At 73.4% G+C, this 18,962-nt stretch carries 19 protein-coding genes and 1 riboswitch; of the genes, 11 read left to right on the top strand and 8 right to left on the bottom strand.

What is annotated here, in order from left to right; genetic code table 11:
• Positions 1-253 precede the first annotated feature (253 nt).
• Together ACIBEC_RS07475 and ACIBEC_RS07470 are read left to right on the top strand one after the other, a co-directional pair.
• The gene (locus tag ACIBEC_RS07475) at positions 254-1,603 is read left to right on the top strand and encodes a class II 3-deoxy-7-phosphoheptulonate synthase (protein WP_360492390.1); all 1,350 of its coding nucleotides are present in this window, start codon (positions 254-256) and stop codon (positions 1,601-1,603) included.
• A gap of 178 nt (positions 1,604-1,781) precedes the next feature.
• Complete coding sequence (locus tag ACIBEC_RS07470; RefSeq protein WP_360492387.1) at positions 1,782-2,111, top strand: (2Fe-2S)-binding protein; 330 nt, start codon at positions 1,782-1,784, stop codon at positions 2,109-2,111.
• A gap of 52 nt (positions 2,112-2,163) precedes the next feature.
• Here ACIBEC_RS07470 and bfr read toward each other — a convergent pair whose 3' ends face one another.
• On the bottom strand, positions 2,164-2,643 hold the full coding sequence (gene bfr, locus ACIBEC_RS07465; RefSeq protein ID WP_045692153.1) for a bacterioferritin: 480 nt from the start codon (positions 2,641-2,643) through the stop codon (positions 2,164-2,166).
• Positions 2,644-2,870: 227 nt separating this feature from the next.
• On the opposite strand from bfr, the gene ACIBEC_RS07460 reads away from it, so the two are divergent.
• Positions 2,871-3,500, top strand: a complete 630-nt coding sequence (locus tag ACIBEC_RS07460; RefSeq protein WP_360492384.1) for a sulfite oxidase-like oxidoreductase — start codon at positions 2,871-2,873, stop codon at positions 3,498-3,500.
• A 38-nt stretch (positions 3,501-3,538) separates the two neighbouring features.
• Here ACIBEC_RS07460 and pknB read toward each other — a convergent pair whose 3' ends face one another.
• From pknB to thiO, 4 genes are all read right to left on the bottom strand, one after another.
• Positions 3,539-5,317 carry a Stk1 family PASTA domain-containing Ser/Thr kinase gene (pknB, locus tag ACIBEC_RS07455; RefSeq protein WP_360493012.1) on the bottom strand — a complete coding sequence of 593 codons (1,779 nt, stop codon included), beginning with the start codon at positions 5,315-5,317 and terminating at the stop codon, positions 3,539-3,541.
• A gap of 95 nt (positions 5,318-5,412) precedes the next feature.
• On the bottom strand, positions 5,413-6,210 hold the full coding sequence (locus tag ACIBEC_RS07450) for a thiazole synthase (protein ID WP_360492381.1): 798 nt from the start codon (positions 6,208-6,210) through the stop codon (positions 5,413-5,415).
• Between the two features lies 1 nt (position 6,211).
• Complete coding sequence (gene thiS / locus ACIBEC_RS07445; RefSeq protein WP_360493009.1) at positions 6,212-6,412, bottom strand: sulfur carrier protein ThiS; 201 nt, start codon at positions 6,410-6,412, stop codon at positions 6,212-6,214.
• A 65-nt stretch (positions 6,413-6,477) separates the two neighbouring features.
• Positions 6,478-7,656, bottom strand: a complete 1,179-nt coding sequence (gene thiO, locus ACIBEC_RS07440) for a glycine oxidase ThiO (RefSeq protein WP_360492378.1) — start codon at positions 7,654-7,656, stop codon at positions 6,478-6,480.
• A 3-nt stretch (positions 7,657-7,659) separates the two neighbouring features.
• Positions 7,660-7,772, bottom strand: a riboswitch (TPP riboswitch).
• Positions 7,773-7,913: 141 nt separating this feature from the next.
• Between thiO and ACIBEC_RS07435 the strand changes: the two genes are divergently transcribed.
• From ACIBEC_RS07435 to thiE, 3 genes are read left to right on the top strand one after another with little or no spacing between them, the layout of a single operon-like run.
• Positions 7,914-9,122, top strand: coding sequence for an FAD-dependent oxidoreductase (locus tag ACIBEC_RS07435; RefSeq protein ID WP_360492375.1), 1,209 nt, complete (start codon positions 7,914-7,916; stop codon positions 9,120-9,122).
• Between the two features lie 42 nt (positions 9,123-9,164).
• Positions 9,165-9,530: an Rv2175c family DNA-binding protein gene (locus ACIBEC_RS07430; RefSeq protein ID WP_360492372.1), complete on the top strand. Its 366-nt coding sequence runs from the start codon at positions 9,165-9,167 to the stop codon at positions 9,528-9,530.
• Positions 9,530-10,183 carry a thiamine phosphate synthase gene (gene thiE / locus ACIBEC_RS07425; protein WP_360492370.1) on the top strand — a complete coding sequence of 218 codons (654 nt, stop codon included), beginning with the start codon at positions 9,530-9,532 and terminating at the stop codon, positions 10,181-10,183. Before ACIBEC_RS07430 ends, thiE begins: the two co-directional genes overlap by 1 nt.
• 112 nt (positions 10,184-10,295) lie before the next feature.
• Here the strand turns inward: thiE and ACIBEC_RS07420 are convergent, their stop codons facing one another.
• Entirely contained in the window at positions 10,296-11,435 is a 1,140-nt protein-coding gene (locus ACIBEC_RS07420; RefSeq protein WP_360492367.1) for a polyprenyl synthetase family protein, read from the bottom strand.
• A gap of 163 nt (positions 11,436-11,598) precedes the next feature.
• Between ACIBEC_RS07420 and metF the strand changes: the two genes are divergently transcribed.
• Positions 11,599-12,513 (top strand): methylenetetrahydrofolate reductase [NAD(P)H], encoded by a 915-nt coding sequence (metF, locus tag ACIBEC_RS07415; RefSeq protein WP_360492364.1) that lies wholly within the window; start codon positions 11,599-11,601, stop codon positions 12,511-12,513.
• A 217-nt stretch (positions 12,514-12,730) separates the two neighbouring features.
• Complete coding sequence (locus tag ACIBEC_RS07410; protein WP_360492361.1) at positions 12,731-13,618, top strand: hypothetical protein; 888 nt, start codon at positions 12,731-12,733, stop codon at positions 13,616-13,618.
• A gap of 62 nt (positions 13,619-13,680) precedes the next feature.
• Here ACIBEC_RS07410 and ACIBEC_RS07405 read toward each other — a convergent pair whose 3' ends face one another.
• Positions 13,681-15,174, bottom strand: a complete 1,494-nt coding sequence (locus ACIBEC_RS07405; RefSeq protein ID WP_360492358.1) for an NAD(P)/FAD-dependent oxidoreductase — start codon at positions 15,172-15,174, stop codon at positions 13,681-13,683.
• A gap of 274 nt (positions 15,175-15,448) precedes the next feature.
• Positions 15,449-16,069: a DUF4126 domain-containing protein gene (locus tag ACIBEC_RS07400; protein WP_360492355.1), complete on the bottom strand. Its 621-nt coding sequence runs from the start codon at positions 16,067-16,069 to the stop codon at positions 15,449-15,451.
• A 563-nt stretch (positions 16,070-16,632) separates the two neighbouring features.
• Here ACIBEC_RS07400 and ACIBEC_RS07395 point away from each other — a divergent pair.
• The 3 genes from ACIBEC_RS07395 (at position 16,633) to ACIBEC_RS07385 (ending at position 18,915) form a co-directional block, all read left to right on the top strand.
• Complete coding sequence (locus tag ACIBEC_RS07395) at positions 16,633-17,208, top strand: SAV_6107 family HEPN domain-containing protein (protein ID WP_396287814.1); 576 nt, start codon at positions 16,633-16,635, stop codon at positions 17,206-17,208.
• A 96-nt stretch (positions 17,209-17,304) separates the two neighbouring features.
• The gene (locus tag ACIBEC_RS07390; protein ID WP_360492350.1) at positions 17,305-18,057 is read left to right on the top strand and encodes a methyltransferase domain-containing protein; all 753 of its coding nucleotides are present in this window, start codon (positions 17,305-17,307) and stop codon (positions 18,055-18,057) included.
• A gap of 468 nt (positions 18,058-18,525) precedes the next feature.
• Positions 18,526-18,915: a DUF3040 domain-containing protein gene (locus ACIBEC_RS07385; RefSeq protein ID WP_360492347.1), complete on the top strand. Its 390-nt coding sequence runs from the start codon at positions 18,526-18,528 to the stop codon at positions 18,913-18,915.
• Positions 18,916-18,962 lie beyond the last annotated feature (47 nt).

Here is an 18,962-nt window from a genome sequence, read left to right as displayed (position 1 = left end):
CTCCCGGAGGGCCGTCAGCTCAGACGCCGACGGCCGCCCCGAGGGGCGGCCGTCGTGTTCGTTTAGGAACGCGCGATCGGTGGGCCACCCTTGGGGGAGGCCCACCACCAGGAGTGGTTGTGGGGCGCGTGCATGGCTCGAGCGTAGCGGATCCGACAGGACGGGTGAGCGAGGTCACTCCTTTGTCCGAGATGTGTCTCACCCCTCGGGCAATGGTCACGAATCGCTCGGGTCACCCCGTAGCCTTGGCGGTGTGACCGCTACGACTGAGACATCGAGGGCTGCCCACTCCTGGCAGTCCCTGCCCGCGGCGCAGCAGCCTGAATGGCCGGACCAAGAGGCTCTGCGCAAGACCCTTGCCGAGCTCGCCTCGTATCCGCCGCTCGTCTTCGCCGGCGAGTGCGACCAGCTGCGCGCCCGGCTCGGGGCCGTGGCGCGCGGGGAGGCCTTCCTCCTCCAGGGTGGTGACTGCGCCGAGGCCTTCGACGGTGTCTCGGCGGAGCACATCCGCAACAAGCTGAAGACCCTGCTGCAGATGGCCGCCGTGCTGACGTACGCGGCCTCGGTGCCGGTGGTGAAGGTCGGCCGGATCGCGGGCCAGTACTCCAAGCCGCGCTCCAAGTCGACCGAGACCCGCAACGGCGTGACCCTGCCGGTCTACCGGGGCGACTCGGTGAACGGCTTCGAGTTCACCCCCGACTCCCGCAACCCGGACCCGGAGCGCCTGAAGCGGATGTACAACGCGTCCGCCGCGACGCTCAACCTGGTGCGCGCGTTCACCACCGGTGGCTACGCCGACCTGCGCCAGGTGCACGCCTGGAACCAGGACTTCGTCCGCAACTCGCCGGCCGGCCAGCGCTACGAGCAGCTCGCCCGGGAGATCGACAACGCCCTGGCGTTCATGAACGCCTGCGGTGTCGCGCCGGAGGAGTTCAAGACGGTCGAGTTCTTCTCCTCGCACGAGGCGCTGATCCTCGACTACGAGACCGCGCTGACCCGCGTGGACTCGCGCACCGGCGAGCTGTACGACGTCTCCGGCCACATGGTGTGGATCGGTGAGCGCACCCGGCAGCTGGACCAGGCGCACATCGAGTTCGCCTCGAAGATCCGCAACCCGATCGGCGTCAAGCTCGGCCCGACCACCTCGGTGGACGAGGCCCTCGCCCTGATCGAGAAGCTGGACCCGGAGCGCGAGCCCGGCCGCCTGACCTTCATCACCCGGATGGGCGCGGGCAAGATCCGCGAGCACCTGCCCGCCCTGGTGGAGAAGGTCACCGCCTCCGGCGCCAAGCCGGTGTGGATCTGCGACCCGATGCACGGCAACACCTTCGAGGCCTCCAGCGGCCACAAGACCCGCCGCTTCGACGACGTCCTGGACGAGGTCAAGGGCTTCTTCGAGGTGCACCGCGCGCTCGGCACCCACCCGGGCGGCATCCACGTGGAGCTGACCGGCGACGACGTCACCGAGTGCGTCGGCGGCGGCGACGAGGTCATGGTGGACGACCTGCACCAGCGCTACGAGACGGCCTGCGACCCGCGGCTCAACCGCAGCCAGTCGCTGGACCTGGCGTTCCTGGTGGCGGAGATGTACCGGGGGCAGTGAGCCCCGGGCACTGCCGGCCCCCGGCGGTGCCGGATGTGACGTAAGCCCCTCCGGATTCGGGATTCCCGAGCACGGAGGGGCTTTTTCGTACCCGGATCGCCGGGTAAGGTGAGGCTTAGTGAACTAAGGCAAGCCTTAGTCAAGATCCACTCCGTACTTCACCCCGGGAGAGACCGCGATGTTCGTGTGCATGTGCCATGCGGTCACCGAGGACCAGGTGAAGAAGGCGATCGACGGGGGTGCCAACACCCCCCGCCAGATAGCGAAGGGCTGCAAGGCCGGCACCGACTGCGGGTCCTGCGTGCGCCGGATCCAGGCGCTGCTCGGCGAGCACGGCGCCCGGCCCTGCCCGACCGCCCGGCTGGCCGCGAAGCTCGGCCTCGCCGAACCGGAGCCGCAGCCCGCGCCCGACGCCGTGCCGGCTGCCGCTGTGCCGGCCGCCGCCGTTGCTCCGGCGAGGCTTGCCGCGGGTCCGATCGCCCCGGTGGTCACGCTGCGCGTCGCCTGAGGCCGGATCCCCGGGGTCCAAGCCTGGCGTCTGAGGCCCGGCACCTGAGGCCTCAGGACTCCGGCTGCTCGATGAGCTGGGCGATGTAGAGCGCCTCGCCGAGCTTCTCCAGGAGCTCCAGCTGGGTGTCGAGGTAGTCGATGTGGTGCTCCTCGTCGGCCAGGATGTCCTCGAAGATGTTCGCCGAGGTGACGTCGTTCTTGGCCCGCATCACCACGATCCCGCGCTTGAGCCGGTCGATCGCCTCGACCTCGATCTGCCGGTCGGCCTCGAACATCTCCTTGACGGTCTGGCCGATCCGGACGTGGAACAGCCGCTGGTAGTTGGGCAGCCCCTCCAGGAACAGGATCCGGTCGGTGAGCGTCTCGGCGTGCTTCATCTCGTCGAAGGACTCGTGCCGGGTGTACTTGGCGAGCTTCGTCCAGCCGAAGTTCTCCTGCATCTTGGCGTGCAGGAAGTACTGGTTGATCGCGGTCAGCTCGGCGGTGAGCTGTTCGTTGAGGAACTCGATGACCTCGGGATCGCCCTGCATGGCGGTGCCTCCTGCGCTCGTCCTGGAGTAAGTCCTGCGCTGGGCATCCTGGCACCGTAATGGGAAGTAATTCCAGTAAGTTCACACTCACTAGGACATGTGTCGGAATATCCGATTTGGTCGGAGTCGGCCGATGGGCGATCGACGGTTGGCCCGTCCGGGCGGGGCGTGAATCCGCGCCAAGGGGCGCGCGTCGTCGTCCGTCCGCCGTCTGTCACCATGGATCCATGGGTCAGTCCAAACACGAACCGCTGCCGCCGTCTGACCCGAGGCTCCCCCCGGGCCAGCGCGAACAGCGCGGCTGGCCCGCCCTGCACTACGGGCCGGTACCCCGCTTCAAGCCGCTGACCTGGGACCTCCAGGTGTTCGGCGCCACCGCCTCGGCGGAGAAGCACAGCTGGGACTTCGAGGGCTTCAACGCCCTGCCGCGCACCACCGTCGTCGCGGACCTGCACTGCGTGACCAAGTTCTCCGTGCTCGGCAACGAGTGGACGGGCGTGTCGGCCGCCGCCGTGCTCGACCTGGTGCCCCCGGCGCCCGGCGTCACCCATGTGATGGTCTGGGCCGAGTACGGCTACAGCGCCAACCTGCGGCTCGCCGACTTCGCCGACCCGCGCACCCTGCTCGCCACCCACCGCAACGGCGAGGCGCTGACCGCCGAGCACGGCTTCCCGGTTCGGCTCGTGGTGCCGCAGCTCTACGCCTGGAAGGGCCCCAAGTGGGTCCGCGCGGTGGAGTACATGCGGGCCGACCGGCGAGGCTTCTGGGAGGAACGCGGCTACCACAACCTCGCCGACCCCTGGGGCGAGCAGCGCTACTCCTACCAGGAGGAGCCGGGCGAGGGCCCGCTGCGCTGAGCCCGGCCGCAACGGCCGCAACGGCCGGGGCAGGGTGCCTAGAAGAGCGAGAAGCGGACCGTCACCGCACTGTGCTGCGGCCGCCGCTCCCCGGCCGCCGGGGACTGGCCGTTCACCTTGACCGCGCCGAACACGTCCCAGCCGGTGGTCTGCATCGTGAAGCCCGCTGCCTGCAGCGCCTTCTGCGCCTCGTCCTTGGTCAGCCCGGTGACGTTCGGGACCGGCACCATGCCCTTGCTGACCACCAGCGAGACCACGGCGTTCTCCTGCAGCTGCTGCCCGGCCGCCGGCGAGCTGCTGATCACCGAGCCCTCCGGGACGTTGTCGTCGTACGTCTCGGTCACGCTGCCCTTGGACAGCTGGGCGCCGGCCAGGGCCGCGGCGGCGTCGGCGGCGCTCTTGCCGACGAGGTCCGGCACCGCGACCCGCTTGGGCCCCTTGGAGACGGTGACGGTGATGCTGTCGCTCCGGCGGGTGCGCGCGCCCACCCCGGGGTCGGTGGAGATCACCTGTCCGGACGGGACGGACTCGCTGAACGCCTCGACGAACTTGCCGTGCAGACCCTCCTTGTCCAGGATTCGCTGCGCCTCGGCCCGGTCCTTGCCGAGCACCCCGGGCACCGAGCCGTACAGCCCCTCGGACAGCCCGTAGGTGGCACCGCCGACCGCCAGCACCAGCGCGGTCAGCACGGAGGCCCAGATCAGCGCCTTGCGGGGGATCCGGCGCAGCAGGCCGGGCCGGCGCTCGCGCGACGGGGCCGGCTCGTCGTACGGGCGCGGCTCGGTGAGCAGCTGGTCCATCAGCTCCGGCGGCACGTCCAGCACGCTGGTGCGCTCCGGCGGCGGGGCGTCGGCGGGCCGCGGCAGCGGCTGGATCACCGAGGTCGGCTCGCTGGTCGGATAGCGCGGGCTCGGCCGGGTGGAGGCCGGCGGCTCGGCGTCCAGCTCGGCCGGGGTGAGGGTGCGGCGGACCCGCTGGAGCGCGGCGAGCAGCTCGACCGCATCGTACGGGCGGGCGTCGGCGACCCGGGCGCAGGCGCCGGCCACTATGGCGTCCAGCTCCGGGCCGACCGCCGGGGCGACCAGGGAGGGGGCGGGGACGTTCTCGTGCAGGTGCTTGTACATGACCTGGACGGGGTTGTCGCCGGTGTGCGGGCGGCGGCCGGTGAGCATCTCGTAGAGCAGGATGCCGGCCGCGTAGACGTCGACCCGCTGGTCGGTGGGGGCGTCCGGGAGGATCTGCTCGGGGGCCAGGTAGGAGACGGTGCCCAGGACCGTGCCACCGGTGGCGGTGCTGGTCGAGGTGGGCGCGCCGTCGGCGGCGCCGAGCACCCGGACCAGGCCGAAGTCGGCGACCTTGACCAGGCCGCTCTCGGTGATCAGCACGTTCTCCGGCTTGACGTCGCGGTGGACGAGCCCGGCCCGGTGGGCGGCGCCGAGGGCGGCGAGCACCGGCTCCAGGACGTCCAGCGCGGCCCGGACGGAGAGCGCGCCGCGGTCGCGCAGCAGGTCGCGCAGGGTGCGGCCGGGCACGTACTCCATGGCGAGGAAAACGTTTCCGCCGTCCGCGCCCTGGTCGAAGACGTTGACCACATTGGGGTGGGTGAGCTTGGCGACCGCCTTGGCCTCGCGGATGAAGCGGCTGGTGAAGGCCTCGTCCCCGGCCAGCGCGGGGTGCATCACCTTGAGGGCGACCACCCGGTCCAGTCGGGTGTCGGTGCCCTTGTAGACGGTGGACATCCCGCCGGTCGCGATGCGCTGCTCGACCCGGTACCGGTTGTCGAGCAGGGCGCCGATCAGCGGGTCGTGCAGTGCCATGTCCACCCGGCGAGTCTAGTGCCGGGCCGGGCGGCCGGACCCGGAGGACGCCGCCCCGGGGCCCGGCTGTGCCCGGCTTGTGACACGCCGGTGCTTCAGAAGGCAGGCCGCTCCCGGGTGTCCAGGTCGGCCCGGCCGGCCATCGCGGAGGAGGCCTCGGCGTGGAAGCGGCGCGGGATGCGCCCCGCCCGGTGGGCGAGCCGGCCCGCCTCGGCGCCGTGCCGCATCGCCTCGGCCATCAGCACCGGGTCCTGAGCCCGGGTCACCGCGGAGGCCAGCATCACCGCGGCGCAGCCCAGCTCCATCGCCAGCGCGACGTCGGAGGCGGTGCCGGCGCCCGCGTCCAGGATCACCGGGACGCCCGCACTCTCCACGATCAACTGGAAGTTGTGCGGGTTGCGGATGCCGAGACCGGAGCCGATCGGCGAGCCCAGCGGCATGATCGCGGCGCAGCCGACGTCCTCCAGCTTGCGGGCCAGCACCGGGTCGTCGTTGGTGTACGGCAGCACCGTGAAGCCGTCGTCGACCAGGGTCTCGGCGGCGTCCAGCAGCTCGATCGGGTCCGGCAGGAGGGTCCGCTCGTCGGCGATCACCTCCAGCTTCACCCAGTCGGTGCCGAGCGCCTCGCGGGCCAGCCGGGCGGTCAGCACGGCCTCGCCGGCGGTGAAGCAGCCGGCCGTGTTGGGCAGCACGCGGATGCCGTTGCGGGTCAGCACGTCCAGGACGGAGCCCTGGGTGCCCGCGTCGACCCGGCGCATCGCGACGGTGGTCAGCTCGGTGCCGGAGGCGAGCAGCGCACGCTCCAGCACCTCCAGGCTCGGCGCGCCGCCGGTGCCCATGATCAGCCGGGAGGAGAAGCTCGTCCCGGCGATGGTCAGCAGGTCGTCGGCCATCTCAGCCTCCCTGCACGGCGGTGAGGATCTCGACCCGGTCGCCCGCGGTCAGCGGCGTCTCGGACCACGAACTGCGGGGCACCACGGCCTCGTTGAGGGCGGCGGCGACGCCGGAGTTGGCCCGGCTGACGGTGGCCACCACCTCGGCGAGGGTCGTCGCGGCGGGCACCTCGCGGGGCTTGCCGTTGACGGTCAGTGCGATCTCGTCCGGGCCGGTTTCGTTCGGTGCGATCTCGTTCGGGCCGGTTTCGTTCGGTGCGATCTCGGTCATGCCAGGGCCTTCGTGGTGGGGCGAGCGGGGGTGGGGGAGAACCGGGTGGGGGTGAACGGCTGTGCCAGTTCGGGGAGTTCGCCGGTGGCCAGGTACTCGGAGAGCAGGTCGGCGGTCACCGGGGTGAGCAGCACGCCGTTGCGGTAGTGGCCGGTGGCGGCGACCAGCCCGGGCAGTGACGTCGGGCCGAGCAGCGGCGCGTTGTCGGGCGAGCCCGGGCGCAGACCGGCCGAGGTCTCGGCGAGCGGGAGTTCGGTGAGACCCGGGACCAACTCGTGCGCGTCGCGCAGGAGTTCGTACACCCCGCCGGCGGTGACCGTGGTGTCGTAGCCCTGCTCCTCGGTGGTCGCGCCGATCACCAGCTCGCCGTTCTCCCGCGGTACCAGGTAGATGTGCCGGCCGCGCACCACGGCGCGGACGTTGCGGGAGAGGAACGGCCGGTAGGCGTCGGGGACCCGCAGGCGCAGCACCTGTCCCTTCACCGGGCGGATCGCGGGCAGCACGCCCTCGGGCAGACCGGCCAGCCGGTGGCTGTGCGGGCCGGCGGCGAGCACGACCTGGTCGGCGGTCACGGTCTCGTGCGTGCTCAGGCGGGCGCCGACCGCGCGGCCGCCCTCGACCAGCAGCTCAACCGCCTCGGCGGCCCGGACGACGACGCCGGCGCGCTCCCCGGCCGACAGCAGCGCGGTGAGCATCCGCCGGCCGTCCACCTGGTGGTCGTCCGCGACGTGCAGGCCGCCGCGCACCCCGGGGGCGAGCATCGGCTCCAGCCTGCGGGCCTCCCGGCCGGTCAGCCAGGTCGAGTCCAGGCCCAGCCGCCGGTGGAATGCGTGCAGTTCGCGCAGTTCCTCGCGGTCGTCGGAGTCCAGCGCGACGGCGATCGTGCCGCACTGGCGGTAGCCGGTGTCCTGGCCGCCGCTCGCCTCCGTGAGTTCGGCGACGAAGTCCGCGTACCGCTCGTTGGAGGCCATGCCGAGGCGCAGCAGCGGCTCCTCGCCGTACTGGAGCTCGGTGACCGGGGCGAGCATCCCGGCCGCGACCTTGCCCGCCCCGCCGCCGGGGGTGGGGTCGACCACGACGGTCCGCAGCCCGCGCTGCGCCGCCCGCCAGGCGACGGCGAGGCCGATGATGCCCCCGCCGATCACCAGGACGTCGGGTGGGGCGCCTGATGGCATGCGTGTCAAAGCTGCTCTTCTCCCTTCGCCGGTATGACCCGGATCAGGTTCGGACGGTCGCAGGCCGTGCCAGCCCGCCTCTCAGCCCGGTTCGCCGGGCTCCCGTGATGGTGTCCCCACCATAACGCCGGGGCCCGGCCCGGCCGAAGGGCCGGACGAAGGGTGGACCGGGGGAGGCGGAAGGGGGCCGCTCGGCGCGAGGCCGCGCCTGAACGAAGGGTGGACGGCCCGGAAGCGGTGGCGTCGCGCTGAGTACAGTGACGGGCGTGGCAGAGCTGAGCGGGACGGATCAGGTGGTCGTCGTCGGGGCCGGGCTGGCCGGGGCGCAGTGCGCCCTGAAGCTGCGGCAGGGCGGTTGGCGGGGGCGGATCACGCTGGTCGGCGAGGAGCCGCACGCGCCGTACGACCGGCCACCGCTCTCCAAGGACGTGCTGCTCGGCAAGAGCGACAGCACCACCCTGGACATCGACTACGCGCACCTCGGCATCGAGGTCCGCACCGGGCGCCGGGCCACCGGCCTCACCCCCGGCGTGCTGCACACCGACGCCGGCGACCTCCCGTACGGCTCGCTGGTGATCGCCACCGGCGCCGTCCCGCGCGCCCTGCCCGGCGCCGAGCGGGCCCACCTGCTGCACACCCTGGACGACGCGCTGGCGCTGCGCGCGCTGCTGCGCCCCGGCCTGCGGCTGGTGCTGGTCGGCGCGGGCTGGATCGGCGCCGAGGTGTCCACCGCCGCCCGCGAGGCGGGCTGCGAGGTGACCGTGGTCGAGGCGGGCCCGGCGCCGCTGCCCGGCGCGCTGCCGACCGCGATCGGCTCGGCGATGGCCGCCTGGTACGCCGAGGCCGGCGTCGACCTGCGCTGCGGGGTCGGCGTGGCCGCCGTCGAGCCCGGCGCGGTGCTGCTGGCGGACGGCTCGCACCTGCCCGCCGACGAGGTGGTGGTCGGCATCGGCGCCCGGCCCGCGACCGAGTGGCTGGCTGGCTCCGGCGTCGAACTGGACGGGACCGGCGCCATCGTGGTGGACGCGAGGCTGCGCACCAGCCTGCCCGGTGTCTTCGCGGCCGGGGACTGCGTCAGCTACCCCTCGGCCCGGGCCGGCGGCCGGCTGGCCGTCCAGCACTGGGACCACGCGCTGCAGTCCGGCGAGGCGGCGGCCGCCGCCGTCCTCGGTGCGGACGCGCCGCCGTACGACCCGGTGCCGTACTTCTGGTCGGAGCAGTTCGGGCGGATGGTCCAGTACGTGGGCCGGCACGCCGAGGGCGACGAGCCGCTGTGGCGGGGCAGTCCGCAGGACGGCTCCTGGGCGGTGCTCTGGCTGCGCGACGGGGTGCCGAGCGCGCTGCTGACCGTGGACCGGCCGCGCGACCTCACCCAGGGCCGGAAGCTGATCGAACGCGGTACGGCGCTGGACCCGGCCCGCGCGGCGGACCCCTCGGTTCCGCTGAAGTCGGCGGTCGCCGGGTAGCGGCTGGTGCGCGGCGGGCCGCGGAGGTGGCAGTCTGGTGGCGTGAGTGAGATCGAAAGCAAGATTGAAGCCCTGGTCGCCGAGTGGATGTACCTCCCCGACATCTCCGAGCAGTGGGGGGTGCGCGTCACCGAGGTGCGCGACCTGGTCCGCAGCGGCGGCCTGATCGCCGTCCGGCGGGGCCCGAACAAGTCGCTGCAGGTCCCTGCGGCGTTCATCGACGGCCAGGGGCTGGTCAAGCACCTGTCCGGCACCCTGACCGTGCTGCGCGACTGCGGGTACAACGACGTGGAGATCCTGGAGTGGCTCTTCACCGAGGACCCGTCGCTGCCCGGCAGCCCGATCCAGGCACTGCGGGAGAACCGCGGCACCGAGGTCAAGCGCCGCGCCCAGGCGATGCTGATCTGATGGCGGCGGACACGCCGCGCGCCCGCCTGGCGGACGCGCGCCTCTACCTGTGCACCGACGCCCGCCGCGAGCAGGGCGACCTCGCCGAGTTCCTCGACGCGGCGCTGGCGGGCGGGGTGGACATCGTCCAGCTGCGTGACAAGGGCCTGGAGGCCAAGCAGGAGCTGGCGGCCCTGGAGGTCTTCGCCGACGCCTGCCGTCGGCACGGCAAGCTGCTGTCCGTCAACGACCGCGCCGACGTCGCCCACGCGGCCCGGCCGGACGTGCTGCACCTCGGCCAGGACGACCTGCCGGTGCCGGCCGCCCGGGCGATCCTCGGCGAGGACGTCCTGATCGGCCGGTCCTGCCACGCCGAGTCCGAGGTGGACGCGGCGGTCGCCGAACCCGGGGTGGACTACTTCTGCACCGGCCCGGTCTGGCCGACCCCGACCAAGCCGGGCCGCCCGGCGCCGGGCATCGGCCTGGTCTCGTACGCGGCGAAGCAGGCCACCGACCGGCCGTGGTTCGCCATCGGCGGGATCGACCTCGGCAACCTGGACGAGGTGCTGGCCGCCGGTGCCCGCCGGATCGTCGTGGTCCGGGCCATCACCGCCGCAGAGGACCCGCGGGCGGCCGCCGCCGAGCTGTCCCGCCGGGTGCGCGCGGCGCTCTGACCGCCGCCGAGGACCGCCTTTGAGGCCGTCGCCGTCCGCCAGTACTCGCGGACGGTGGCGGTCTCGGCCACTTTCTCAGTACTTGCGGACGGTTGCGGCCTCGGCCACGTCTTCAGTACTTGCGGATGGTGGCGGCCTCGGCCAGTGCCAGCAGCACCCCGCGGGCCCGTTCGTCCACCAGCGGGGCCGCCTGCAGCGCGGCCAGCGACTGCCGCATCAGCTCCTCGATCCGGTGCTCCACCAGCTCGGGCGCGCCGCTGTGGGCGACCAGTTCGCGCAGCCCGGCAACCTCCTCGGGTGCCAGGTCCGGCGCGCCGAGCCGCTCGTCCAGGTGCCGGGCGTCGGCGGTGGGCAGGCCGCGCATCGCGTGCGCGACCAGCAGGGTGCGCTTGCCCTCGCGCAGGTCGTCCCCGGCCGGCTTTCCGGTGACCGCCGGGTCCCCGAAGACGCCGAGCAGGTCGTCCCGCAGCTGGAAGGCCTCGCCCAGTGGCAGCCCGAACGCCCCGAGGGCCTCGACCAGCTCGGGTCCGGCCCCGGCCAGCAGTGCTCCGACCTGCAGCGGGCGTTCGATCGTGTACTTCGCGGACTTGTAGTGCAGCACCGTCTGCGCCCGGTCCAGCGCGCCCTCGTCCGTCGAGTCGCCGGCCACCGGCTCCAGCACGTCCAGGTACTGGCCGAGCATGACCTCGGTGCGCATCAGGTCGAACACCGGCTTGGCGGCCAGCACGGCGGCCGGCTCCAGGCCGGACCGCAGGAACAGCTCGTCGCACCAGATCAGCAGCAGGTCGCCGAGCAGCACCGCGGCCGAGGCGCCGTACTGCTCGCGGTCCCCGCGCCAGCCGCTGTCGCGGTGCAGTGCCTCGAAGCGGCGGTGGATCGAGGGCAGGCCGCGGCGGGTGTCGCTGCGGTCCATCAGGTCGTCGTGCACCAGGGCACTCGCCTGGAGCAGTTCCAGGGCGGCGGCCGCGTTGGCGATCCCGTCGCCCCCGTCGCCCCCGTCGCCCCCGTCGCCCCCCGGGCTGGCCGGGCCGCCGGCGGCCCGCCAACCCCAGTAGCAGAAGGCCGGGCGCAGCCGCTTGCCGCCGTCGAGCAGGAAGTCGCGCAGCGCGTCGGACGCGGGGACCAGCTGGGGCGAGATCTTGCCGAGCAGCGCGGACTGGCCGTCCATGAACGCGGCGAGCGCGGCGTTGACGCGTGTGCGGACGTCCTCCACGTCAATGGGGTTGGCCGGCCGGGTGCTGGACGAGGTCACGATGGGGCTCCGCTGGTTCTCTGGGGTGCAGCAAGCGTAGCTGGGCGGCTGGGAACGGGCGTGCGAGCGGCCCTGCGGGGTCAACCGGAATGCCGTCCACTAATTGTCTCAATCCGTGGAATCGGGTTGTCCGGCCTCCATGAGGGGCGGATAGCCTGCCAGCATGGCACTCGGTATCGCTTCCACGAGAACGGATCGCGCACTGACCGTCCGCGAACTCCTGGCGGCCGGCAAGCGCTCCTTCTCCTTCGAGTTCATGCCGCCGCGCACCGAGGTCGGTGAGCAGAAGCTCTGGGACGCCATCCGTCGACTCGAACCGCTCGACCCGAACTTCGTCTGCATGACGTACGGCGCGGGCGGCTCCTCGCGCGAGCGCACGGTCAACATGGTCGGCCGGATCGCCACCGAGACCACGCTGACCCCGGTCGCCCACCTGACCGCCGTCGACCACTCGATCGCGGAGCTGCGCAACATCATCGGCCAGTACGCCGACCAGGGCGTGCGGAACGTCCTCGCCGTCCGGGGTGACCCGCCGGGCGACCCGCTGGGCGAGTGGGTCAGCCACCCCGAGGGCGTCACCTACGCGTACGAGCTGGTGGAGCTGATCAAGGGCATCGGCGACTTCTGCGTCGGCGTCGCGGCTTCGCCGAACATGCACCCGCGTTCGAGCAACTGGGACGACGACATCCGGCACTTCGTGGCGAAGATCCGCTCCGGGGCCGACTACGCGATCACCCAGATGTTCTTCGAGGTGGACGACTACCTGCGGCTGCGCGACCGGGTGACCGCCGCCGGCTGCGAGACGCCGATCATCCCGGAGATCATGCCGGTCACCAACGCCAAGCAGCTGGAGCGTTTCCCGCAGCTCAGCGGCTCGCCCTTCCCCGCCGACCTGGAGGCCCGCCTGCGGGCGGCCATCGACGACCCGGCGGCGCTGCGGGCCGTCGGCATGGAGCACGCCACGGCGATGGCCGAACGGCTCCTGGCCGAGGGTGCGCCCGGTCTGCACTTCATCACGCTGAACCACTCGACGGCGACGCTGGAGATCTACCAGAACCTGGGGCTGCACAAGCGCTGAGCCGCAGCCCGCCGCCTGCGCGTGGTCCTGCCCGACTGCCGTGCTGACGTCGGGTGTTCACGAGTCCGTCACCGTTCCGACGGGGACGGGCTCGGTCGTGTGCGGCCGGTTCCGGGTGCGGTGGGAACGCAATGCGGTACCCCGGCCGTTGAACCGGTACAGTCGCCGGACACGCGCGGCGTGGACGCGCGGGCACGCGACTGGAGGTAGCGGGCGGATGGGCATCGGATACCTGCTGCTGTACGCCGCGTTGGCGGTGGTGGCGCTCTGGCTGGTCGCCGAGGTGCTGCTGCAGAACCGGGCGCCGTTGCACTGGCGGGCCCTGGCCCTGGTCGGCTTCCTGGGCGTGGCCGCCGGGATGAGCCTCGGGTCGGTCGTGGTGATCGGGGCCGGCGCGGTGCTGTTCGCGGTCGGCCAGACCTTCGTGACGCTCTCGGTCAAGCGCGGCTACCGGGACGGCTGGTCCCTGCGGAAGGCCGACGGCAGCTTGCCGGGCCCGCTCGCCAAGGTGCCGCTGCTCAGCGCCCTCACCGGCGGCGGGGCCGCGGTGGCGGCCGTCGCGGTCGCCAAGGAGCGGATCGGCGAGGTCAGCGCCGTCGAGGAGCCCCCGGCCGTCCAGCCGGTGCCCGAGGAGCTGCCGGAGGTCGAGCAGACCGCCGCCTTCGCGATGCAGGAGCTCGCCCAGGACGGCATCTACGCCCCCGCGTACTACGAGCAGCAGCCGCAGCAGCAGGCCCAGGACCCGTACGCCACCGCCTACCAGGGCGGCTACGACCAGCAGCAGTGGCAGACCCAGCAGCAGCCCGCCTTCGCCTACGACCAGTCCTACGGCGCCTACCCGCAGCAGCAGGACCCGCAGCAGATCCCGCAGCAGCAGGACCCGTACGGCGCCTACCCGCAGCAGCAGAGCCAGCAGCAGATGCCGCAGCAGGACCAGTACGCGGGCTACCAGCAGCACCAGCAGGCCTGGGACCCGAACGCCCAGCAGCAGCACCAGCAGCAGTGGCAGCCCCAGCCCGACCCGCAGACCCAGGGCATCCCGCCGCAGCCGGTCTACGACCAGAACTACGGCTACCAGCAGCAGAACACCTGGCACCAGGGCTGACGCGACCGGACAAGGCGAAAGGGGGCCGATATCGGCCCCCTTTCGCCTTGTCCGGGGCGCGCTTACGCCGGGCCCACCAGGTTGGCGGCGATGCAGGCCGACATGCCGACGCGGGCGAGCCCGCCGCCGGGGTGGGCGGTGCCGCCGATGAGGTACAGGCCGGGGACGGGGGACTCGTTGGCGGTCTTCAGCCAGTCGCCGTCGGTTCCGGCGAGGACGGGCAGGGCGACCGAGCCGCCCGGGGCGCCGGTCTCCCGGCGGGTGTCCTCCGGGGTGCGCACGACCCGCCACAGCACCCGCTCGCGCAGGCCCAGGCCGGCCGCGTCGACGTGGGCGAGCAGCCGGTCGGCGTAGCGCTCGGCGACACCGGGGGCGGTCCAGTCGACGACGCCCTGGGCCGGGACGGTCGCGGTCAGCACCACGCTCTCGTGCGCGTCGTCGGGGCGCAGCGCGGGGTCGTCCGGGCGCAGCACCTGCACGGTGGGGCGCTCGCAGAGCGGGGCCAGGCCGGTCAGGGCCCGCTCCTCGGCGGCGAGGTCGGCCGCGTGCACCACCGTGCGGTGCGCGGTGCCCTCCGGTCGGGGGCCGCGCAGCGCGAGCAGCACGCCGAACCGGGCGGGCGCCCCGGACGGCGTCCACGCCTCGGCGGGCTTCCCCGGCCACTCGGCCAGGCCGTGGCCGAACAGCGCGTCGGAGTCCATCGCCGAGAGCACCAGATCCGCGTCGATCCGGCCGTCCGCCGTCTCGACGCCGCGCGCCCGGCCGTCCTCCACCACGACCCGGGTGACGGGCGTGGCGAAGCGGAAGTCGACCCTGCGCAGCTCGCAGCGCCGGTACACCGCCTCCGCCAGGGCGCGCAGGCCGCCCCGGACGTACCAGACGCCGAAGGACTGCTCCATGTACGGCAGCACGGTGGCCCCGGCGGGGGCCAGGCCCGGGGCGAAGCCGTACCGGACCGCGGACTCGAACAGCAGGGCGGTCAGGCCGGGGTGGCCGTCCAGTTGGCGCGCCGCCACGTCGTGCAGGGTCCACGGGACGGCGCGGCGCAGCCGGGCCAGGCCGGTGCGCGGCGGGACGGGGTACGGGTCGGTGCCCAGGAACGCCCGGTCGGCCGGGAGCGGCTCCTCCAGCAGCGGGCGGCGGGTGGCCTCCCAGACCGTCCGGCCGTGGTTCATCACCGCACTCCAGCGGGCGCCCGAGCCGGCCCCGAAGGCCGCGTCCAGGGCCTGGCTGACGCCGCCGCGGGAGGCGTTGGGCAGGGCGACGGCGGTGCCGTCGGGGAACAGGTGCCGGCTCTCCGGATCGACCGGGGCCAGCTCGACCAGCTGTTCCAGCGGCTCCTTGCCGGTCTTCAGCGCGAGGTCGCGGTAGACGGCGGGGAGCGCGAGCAGCCCCGGCCCGGTGTCGAAGGCGAAGCCGTCGCGCTCGTAGCGGCCGACCATGCCCCCGTACGTGCCGCTCGCTTCGCAGACCGTCACCCGGTGGCCGAGGGTCGCCAGCCGGGAGGCCGCCGCGAGCCCGCTCATTCCTGCGCCGATGATGACGATCCGTGCCATGGCACCCGATCCTAGGGCCCGTCTTCGAACTCCCGTCTGCGGGGCGACGCTCCTCCAGCCTTCGGCCGGGAGGTACCCCCAGGGCACAAACGCACCTCGCTGCGTTGTCGTCGGTCGCCGATGTCCCCCAGCCTGGCGGCCGGGAGGTGCCCCCACCGCATGGACTTCCTCCTCCGCCTTGCGATGCACGCACCCCAACGCCGCCCCGCCCGCCCTCCGGGCGGACGACGGGAGTTCGAAGACAGCCCCTGGGGCCCGGCTTCGGGCCCGCCGGTCAGGCCCCCGGCTGCCCGGCGTACGCGCTCCCCACGGCCCGGGCGGCCTTGCGCTCGCGGCGGCGGGCCCGGAAGGCGCGGATCTTGCTGATCGCCAGCCAGACCAGCAGCAGGCCGACGGCCAGGACCACGGCGGCGATCGACGCGGCCAGCCAGGGGTGGAAGATCGCCAGGGTGACCAGGCCGGCCACCGAGAGGTCCTCCGCCATGCTGACCACGATGTTGCTGGCCGGCTCGGGAGAGGTGTTGACCGCCATCCGCAGCGAGGCCTTCACCAGGTGGCTGACCAGCGCCGTGGTCCCGCCCATCACACCGGCCGCGACCTCGCTCAGCGAGCCGGGGTCGTTGCTCGCGATCAGCACGCCCACGGTGGCCCCGGCGATCGGCCGGATCACGGTGTGCACGACGTCCCAGACGCTGTCCACGTACGGGATCTTGTCGGCCACCGCCTCCATCGCGAACAGCACGGCGGCCGCGATCAGCACGTCCGTGCGCTCCAGCGCGTGCGGCACCGACTGCGCGTCGGCGAACCGGCCCAGCAGCCCGAGCAGCAGCACCACCGCATAGGCGTTGATTCCGCTGGCCAGTCCGCTGGTGAAGATCAGCGGCAGGATCGTCATGGCCTCCCCCTCCTCGTGAACCCGGGCCGGTTCCGGTCGGCCCCGCCGTACCGTACCGGGACCCGGGACGCCGTGCGGACGTGCGTCGGTTCCGGCGCGGGGGGACTGAGTACGGATACTCAGATCCGCGGTTGAGTACGTGAGCGGATGGCCTGCGACCTGCGGAGACGGGAGAGTAGTGGCACCCGGGAGGAACGGCGCGTCGGGCGCCGCTCCACCCGGGTGGCGGATCCGTCCAACCCTCCGGCCGTGATGGCCAGGGGGACGACGGGGGAGATCCGCGACGGGGCTGGTCACGGTCCCCGCACCGCCGGCACGGGGCGGCGGAGCGGGCCGGGGGGAGACCGGCCACGGGGGAAGTTCGCCACCGCCGCCCACGGGGGGAACGGCGGAGCGACGGAAGACGGCGGCGGCGCGGACCGGGGGAGGGTCCGCGCCCGCCGCCGATCCGCGTGTCCGGGGCCAGGCGCCGGAGCGGACGGATTGTCAGTGGTGCCGTTCACGATGGAGGAGCACGGACCACCCGGTCCGCGCGCTGCCTCGGAACGGGGGAGACCATGACCATCAGCCACCCTGAGCCCGTCACCGCCCGCCTCCACTCCGCCGCCCTCCCCGTCACCCCGGGCCCGTCGGGCGCACGCCCCGCGGGCCGGGACGTCCACCCCGTGCCGCGCCGGACCGCCGCGCCGCCGGCCGCCCTCGACCTGCTCGCCGACGCCCACCGCACCCTCGCCCGGGCCCGCGCCTTGGAAGACCCGCTCGAGCGCTACGCCACCGCCCACCTGGCCGCGCTGCGCACGGTGGCGGCTGTCCTGGCCGTGCGCGGCCGCCCGGAGAAGAACCCGCGGCGGCGCAAGGCCATCCGTAGCGCCTGGGAGGTGCTGCCCGAGGTGGCCCCGGAGCTCGCCGAATGGGCGCTCTACTACGGCGCCGGCGCCCGCCGACGGGCCGCCGCGGAGGCCGGGATCCGGGGCGCCGCGTCGGCCCGCGACGCCGACGACCTGATCCGCAACACCGCCCTGTTCCTGCGTCTGGTCGCGCGGCTGCTGGGCCTGCGGGTGGTCCCGCCCGCGCCGCGGCTGCCGCTGGACGGCGACGAGCGGCCGGGGGTGGACGGCCCGCGCGCCCGGCGGGCATGAACGCCCGGCGGGCTTGAGCACCCGGCGGGCTTGAGCACCCGGCAGGCTTAAGGTGGAGGCATCCTGATCGAACTGCACGTGCCAAGGAGTCCCACCTTGTACCCGACGCGTCCCCGCAGTGCCCTGCGTACCGCCGTGGTGTGGGAGGTGGTGCGGGCAGCCCTGGAGAAGCGGGCGGCCGAGCTGGACCAGCCGGTGCTCGACGTGGTCGACACCGGCGGCGGCACCGGTAACTTCGCCGTGCCGGTGGCCAAGCTCGGCCACCGGGTGACCGTGGTCGACCCGAGCCCGGACGCGCTGTTCGCCCTGGAGCGCCGGGCCGCCGAGGCCGGCGTGACGGACCTGGTGCGCGCCGTCCAGGGCGACACCCAGACGCTGCCCGAGCTGGTCACCCCCGGCACCGTGGACGCCGTGCTCTGCCACGGTGTGCTCGAGGTCGTGGACGACCCGGCGGAGGCGCTGGGCAGCCTGGCCGGCACCCTGCGCAAGGGCGGCCTGGTCAGCCTGCTGGCCGCCAACCGCAACGGCGCCGTGCTGGCCCGCGCGCTGGCCGGCCACTTCAACGAGGCTCGGACGGTGCTCTCCGCGACCGACGGCCGCTGGGGCGAGCAGGACCCGATGCCGCGCCGCTTCACCGGCGAGGAGCTGGGTCGGCTGGCCGAGGCCGCGGGCCTGCGGGTGGAGTCGGTGCACGGCGTCCGGGTCTTCGCCGACCTGGTCCCCGGGGTGCTGGTGGACACCGAGCCGGGCGCGCTGGAGGCGTTGCTGAAGCTGGAGGAGGCCGCCGCCGAGCAGCCCGCCTTCCACGCCGTGGCGACCCAGCTGCACCTGCTGGCCACCCTGGCCTGAGCCGTCCGTCACCGGGCCTTCGCGGCCTTCGCGAAGCCTTCGCGAGACCTACCGCCGCCGTACGGTTCGCGCACCGTACGGCGGCGGTTCGCGTTCCGGTCGCCCGCCGGTTGTCCGGCCCGGCTGTCCGGCCGGTTTCCGCGCTCCGGCGGCGGAGCTCCCCAGGTCCGGACCGATTCCATCGGGTCGGGCACTTGTCCGGGGCGTGGCGCGTTGGCACGGGTGCGGCCGTGCCCGGTCGAAGTGGCCCGTCCCACGCGGCGCAGACCACTCCGTAACGGGCCTACGGACCGTATGATCTGGGTAAAGCCGGAAAGCATGACAGCCGGATGCGTGGGGCATATGGACGACACGGGCCGGGTCCCCCGCACAGGCGTCCGACCGTGTGCCCCAAGGCTGATTGGACTTGCCTCCCCGACCGGGGTGGGCGGACCGGTCGCACCCGCGACCGACGAGTAGGAGGACTCCGTGCCGCTCTCGGAGCACGAGCAGCGACTGCTCGACCAGATGGAGCGAGCGCTGTATGCCGAAGATCCCAAATTCGCGTCGGCGCTTGAGGGAACCGGGCTGCGCACTTACACCCGTCGGCGGGTCTACCTGGCCATCGCCGGATTCGTGGTGGGGATCGGCCTCTTGATGGGCGGCATGGTCGTACCGGATCAGATCTGGGTCAGCGTCGTGGGCTTCCTGGTCATGCTCGGGTGCGCGGTGTTCGCCGTGACGGGCTGGCGCCGCGGGCCCGCGACCCAGGGCTCCGGGCCCCGCCAGGCCGCCGCCCCGCGCCGCAAGGCCGGGATGATGGATCGGGTCGAGCAGCGCTGGCAGCGCCGTCGGGACGAGCAGACCGGCGGCTTCTGAGCCGTCGGGCCGTACGGCGCGACCGAGACCTAAGACGCCGGGGGCGG

The sequence above is a fragment of the Kitasatospora sp. NPDC051164 genome (assembly GCF_044455625.1).
Taxonomy (GTDB): domain Bacteria; phylum Actinomycetota; class Actinomycetes; order Streptomycetales; family Streptomycetaceae; genus Kitasatospora.
Note: the sequence above shows the minus strand (reverse complement) of the source record. Positions and strands in the feature narration are given on the sequence as shown.

Bases quoted from the DNA above. Each gene is read 5' to 3' on its own strand.
- ACIBEC_RS07470 (WP_360492387.1), top strand. From the start codon at position 1,782: ATGTTCGTGTGCATGTGCCATGCGGTCACCGAGGACCAGGTGAAGAAG.
- bfr (WP_045692153.1), bottom strand. From the start codon at position 2,643: ATGCAGGGCGATCCCGAGGTCATCGAGTTCCTCAACGAACAGCTCACC.
- ACIBEC_RS07460 (WP_360492384.1), top strand. From the start codon at position 2,871: ATGGGTCAGTCCAAACACGAACCGCTGCCGCCGTCTGACCCGAGGCTC.
- pknB (WP_360493012.1), bottom strand. From the start codon at position 5,317: ATGGCACTGCACGACCCGCTGATCGGCGCCCTGCTCGACAACCGGTAC.
- ACIBEC_RS07450 (WP_360492381.1), bottom strand. From the start codon at position 6,210: ATGGCCGACGACCTGCTGACCATCGCCGGGACGAGCTTCTCCTCCCGG.
- thiO (WP_360492378.1), bottom strand. From the start codon at position 7,656: ATGCCATCAGGCGCCCCACCCGACGTCCTGGTGATCGGCGGGGGCATC.
- thiE (WP_360492370.1), top strand. From the start codon at position 9,530: ATGGCGGCGGACACGCCGCGCGCCCGCCTGGCGGACGCGCGCCTCTAC.
- metF (WP_360492364.1), top strand. From the start codon at position 11,599: ATGGCACTCGGTATCGCTTCCACGAGAACGGATCGCGCACTGACCGTC.
- ACIBEC_RS07410 (WP_360492361.1), top strand. From the start codon at position 12,731: ATGGGCATCGGATACCTGCTGCTGTACGCCGCGTTGGCGGTGGTGGCG.
- ACIBEC_RS07405 (WP_360492358.1), bottom strand. From the start codon at position 15,174: ATGGCACGGATCGTCATCATCGGCGCAGGAATGAGCGGGCTCGCGGCG.
- ACIBEC_RS07400 (WP_360492355.1), bottom strand. From the start codon at position 16,069: ATGACGATCCTGCCGCTGATCTTCACCAGCGGACTGGCCAGCGGAATC.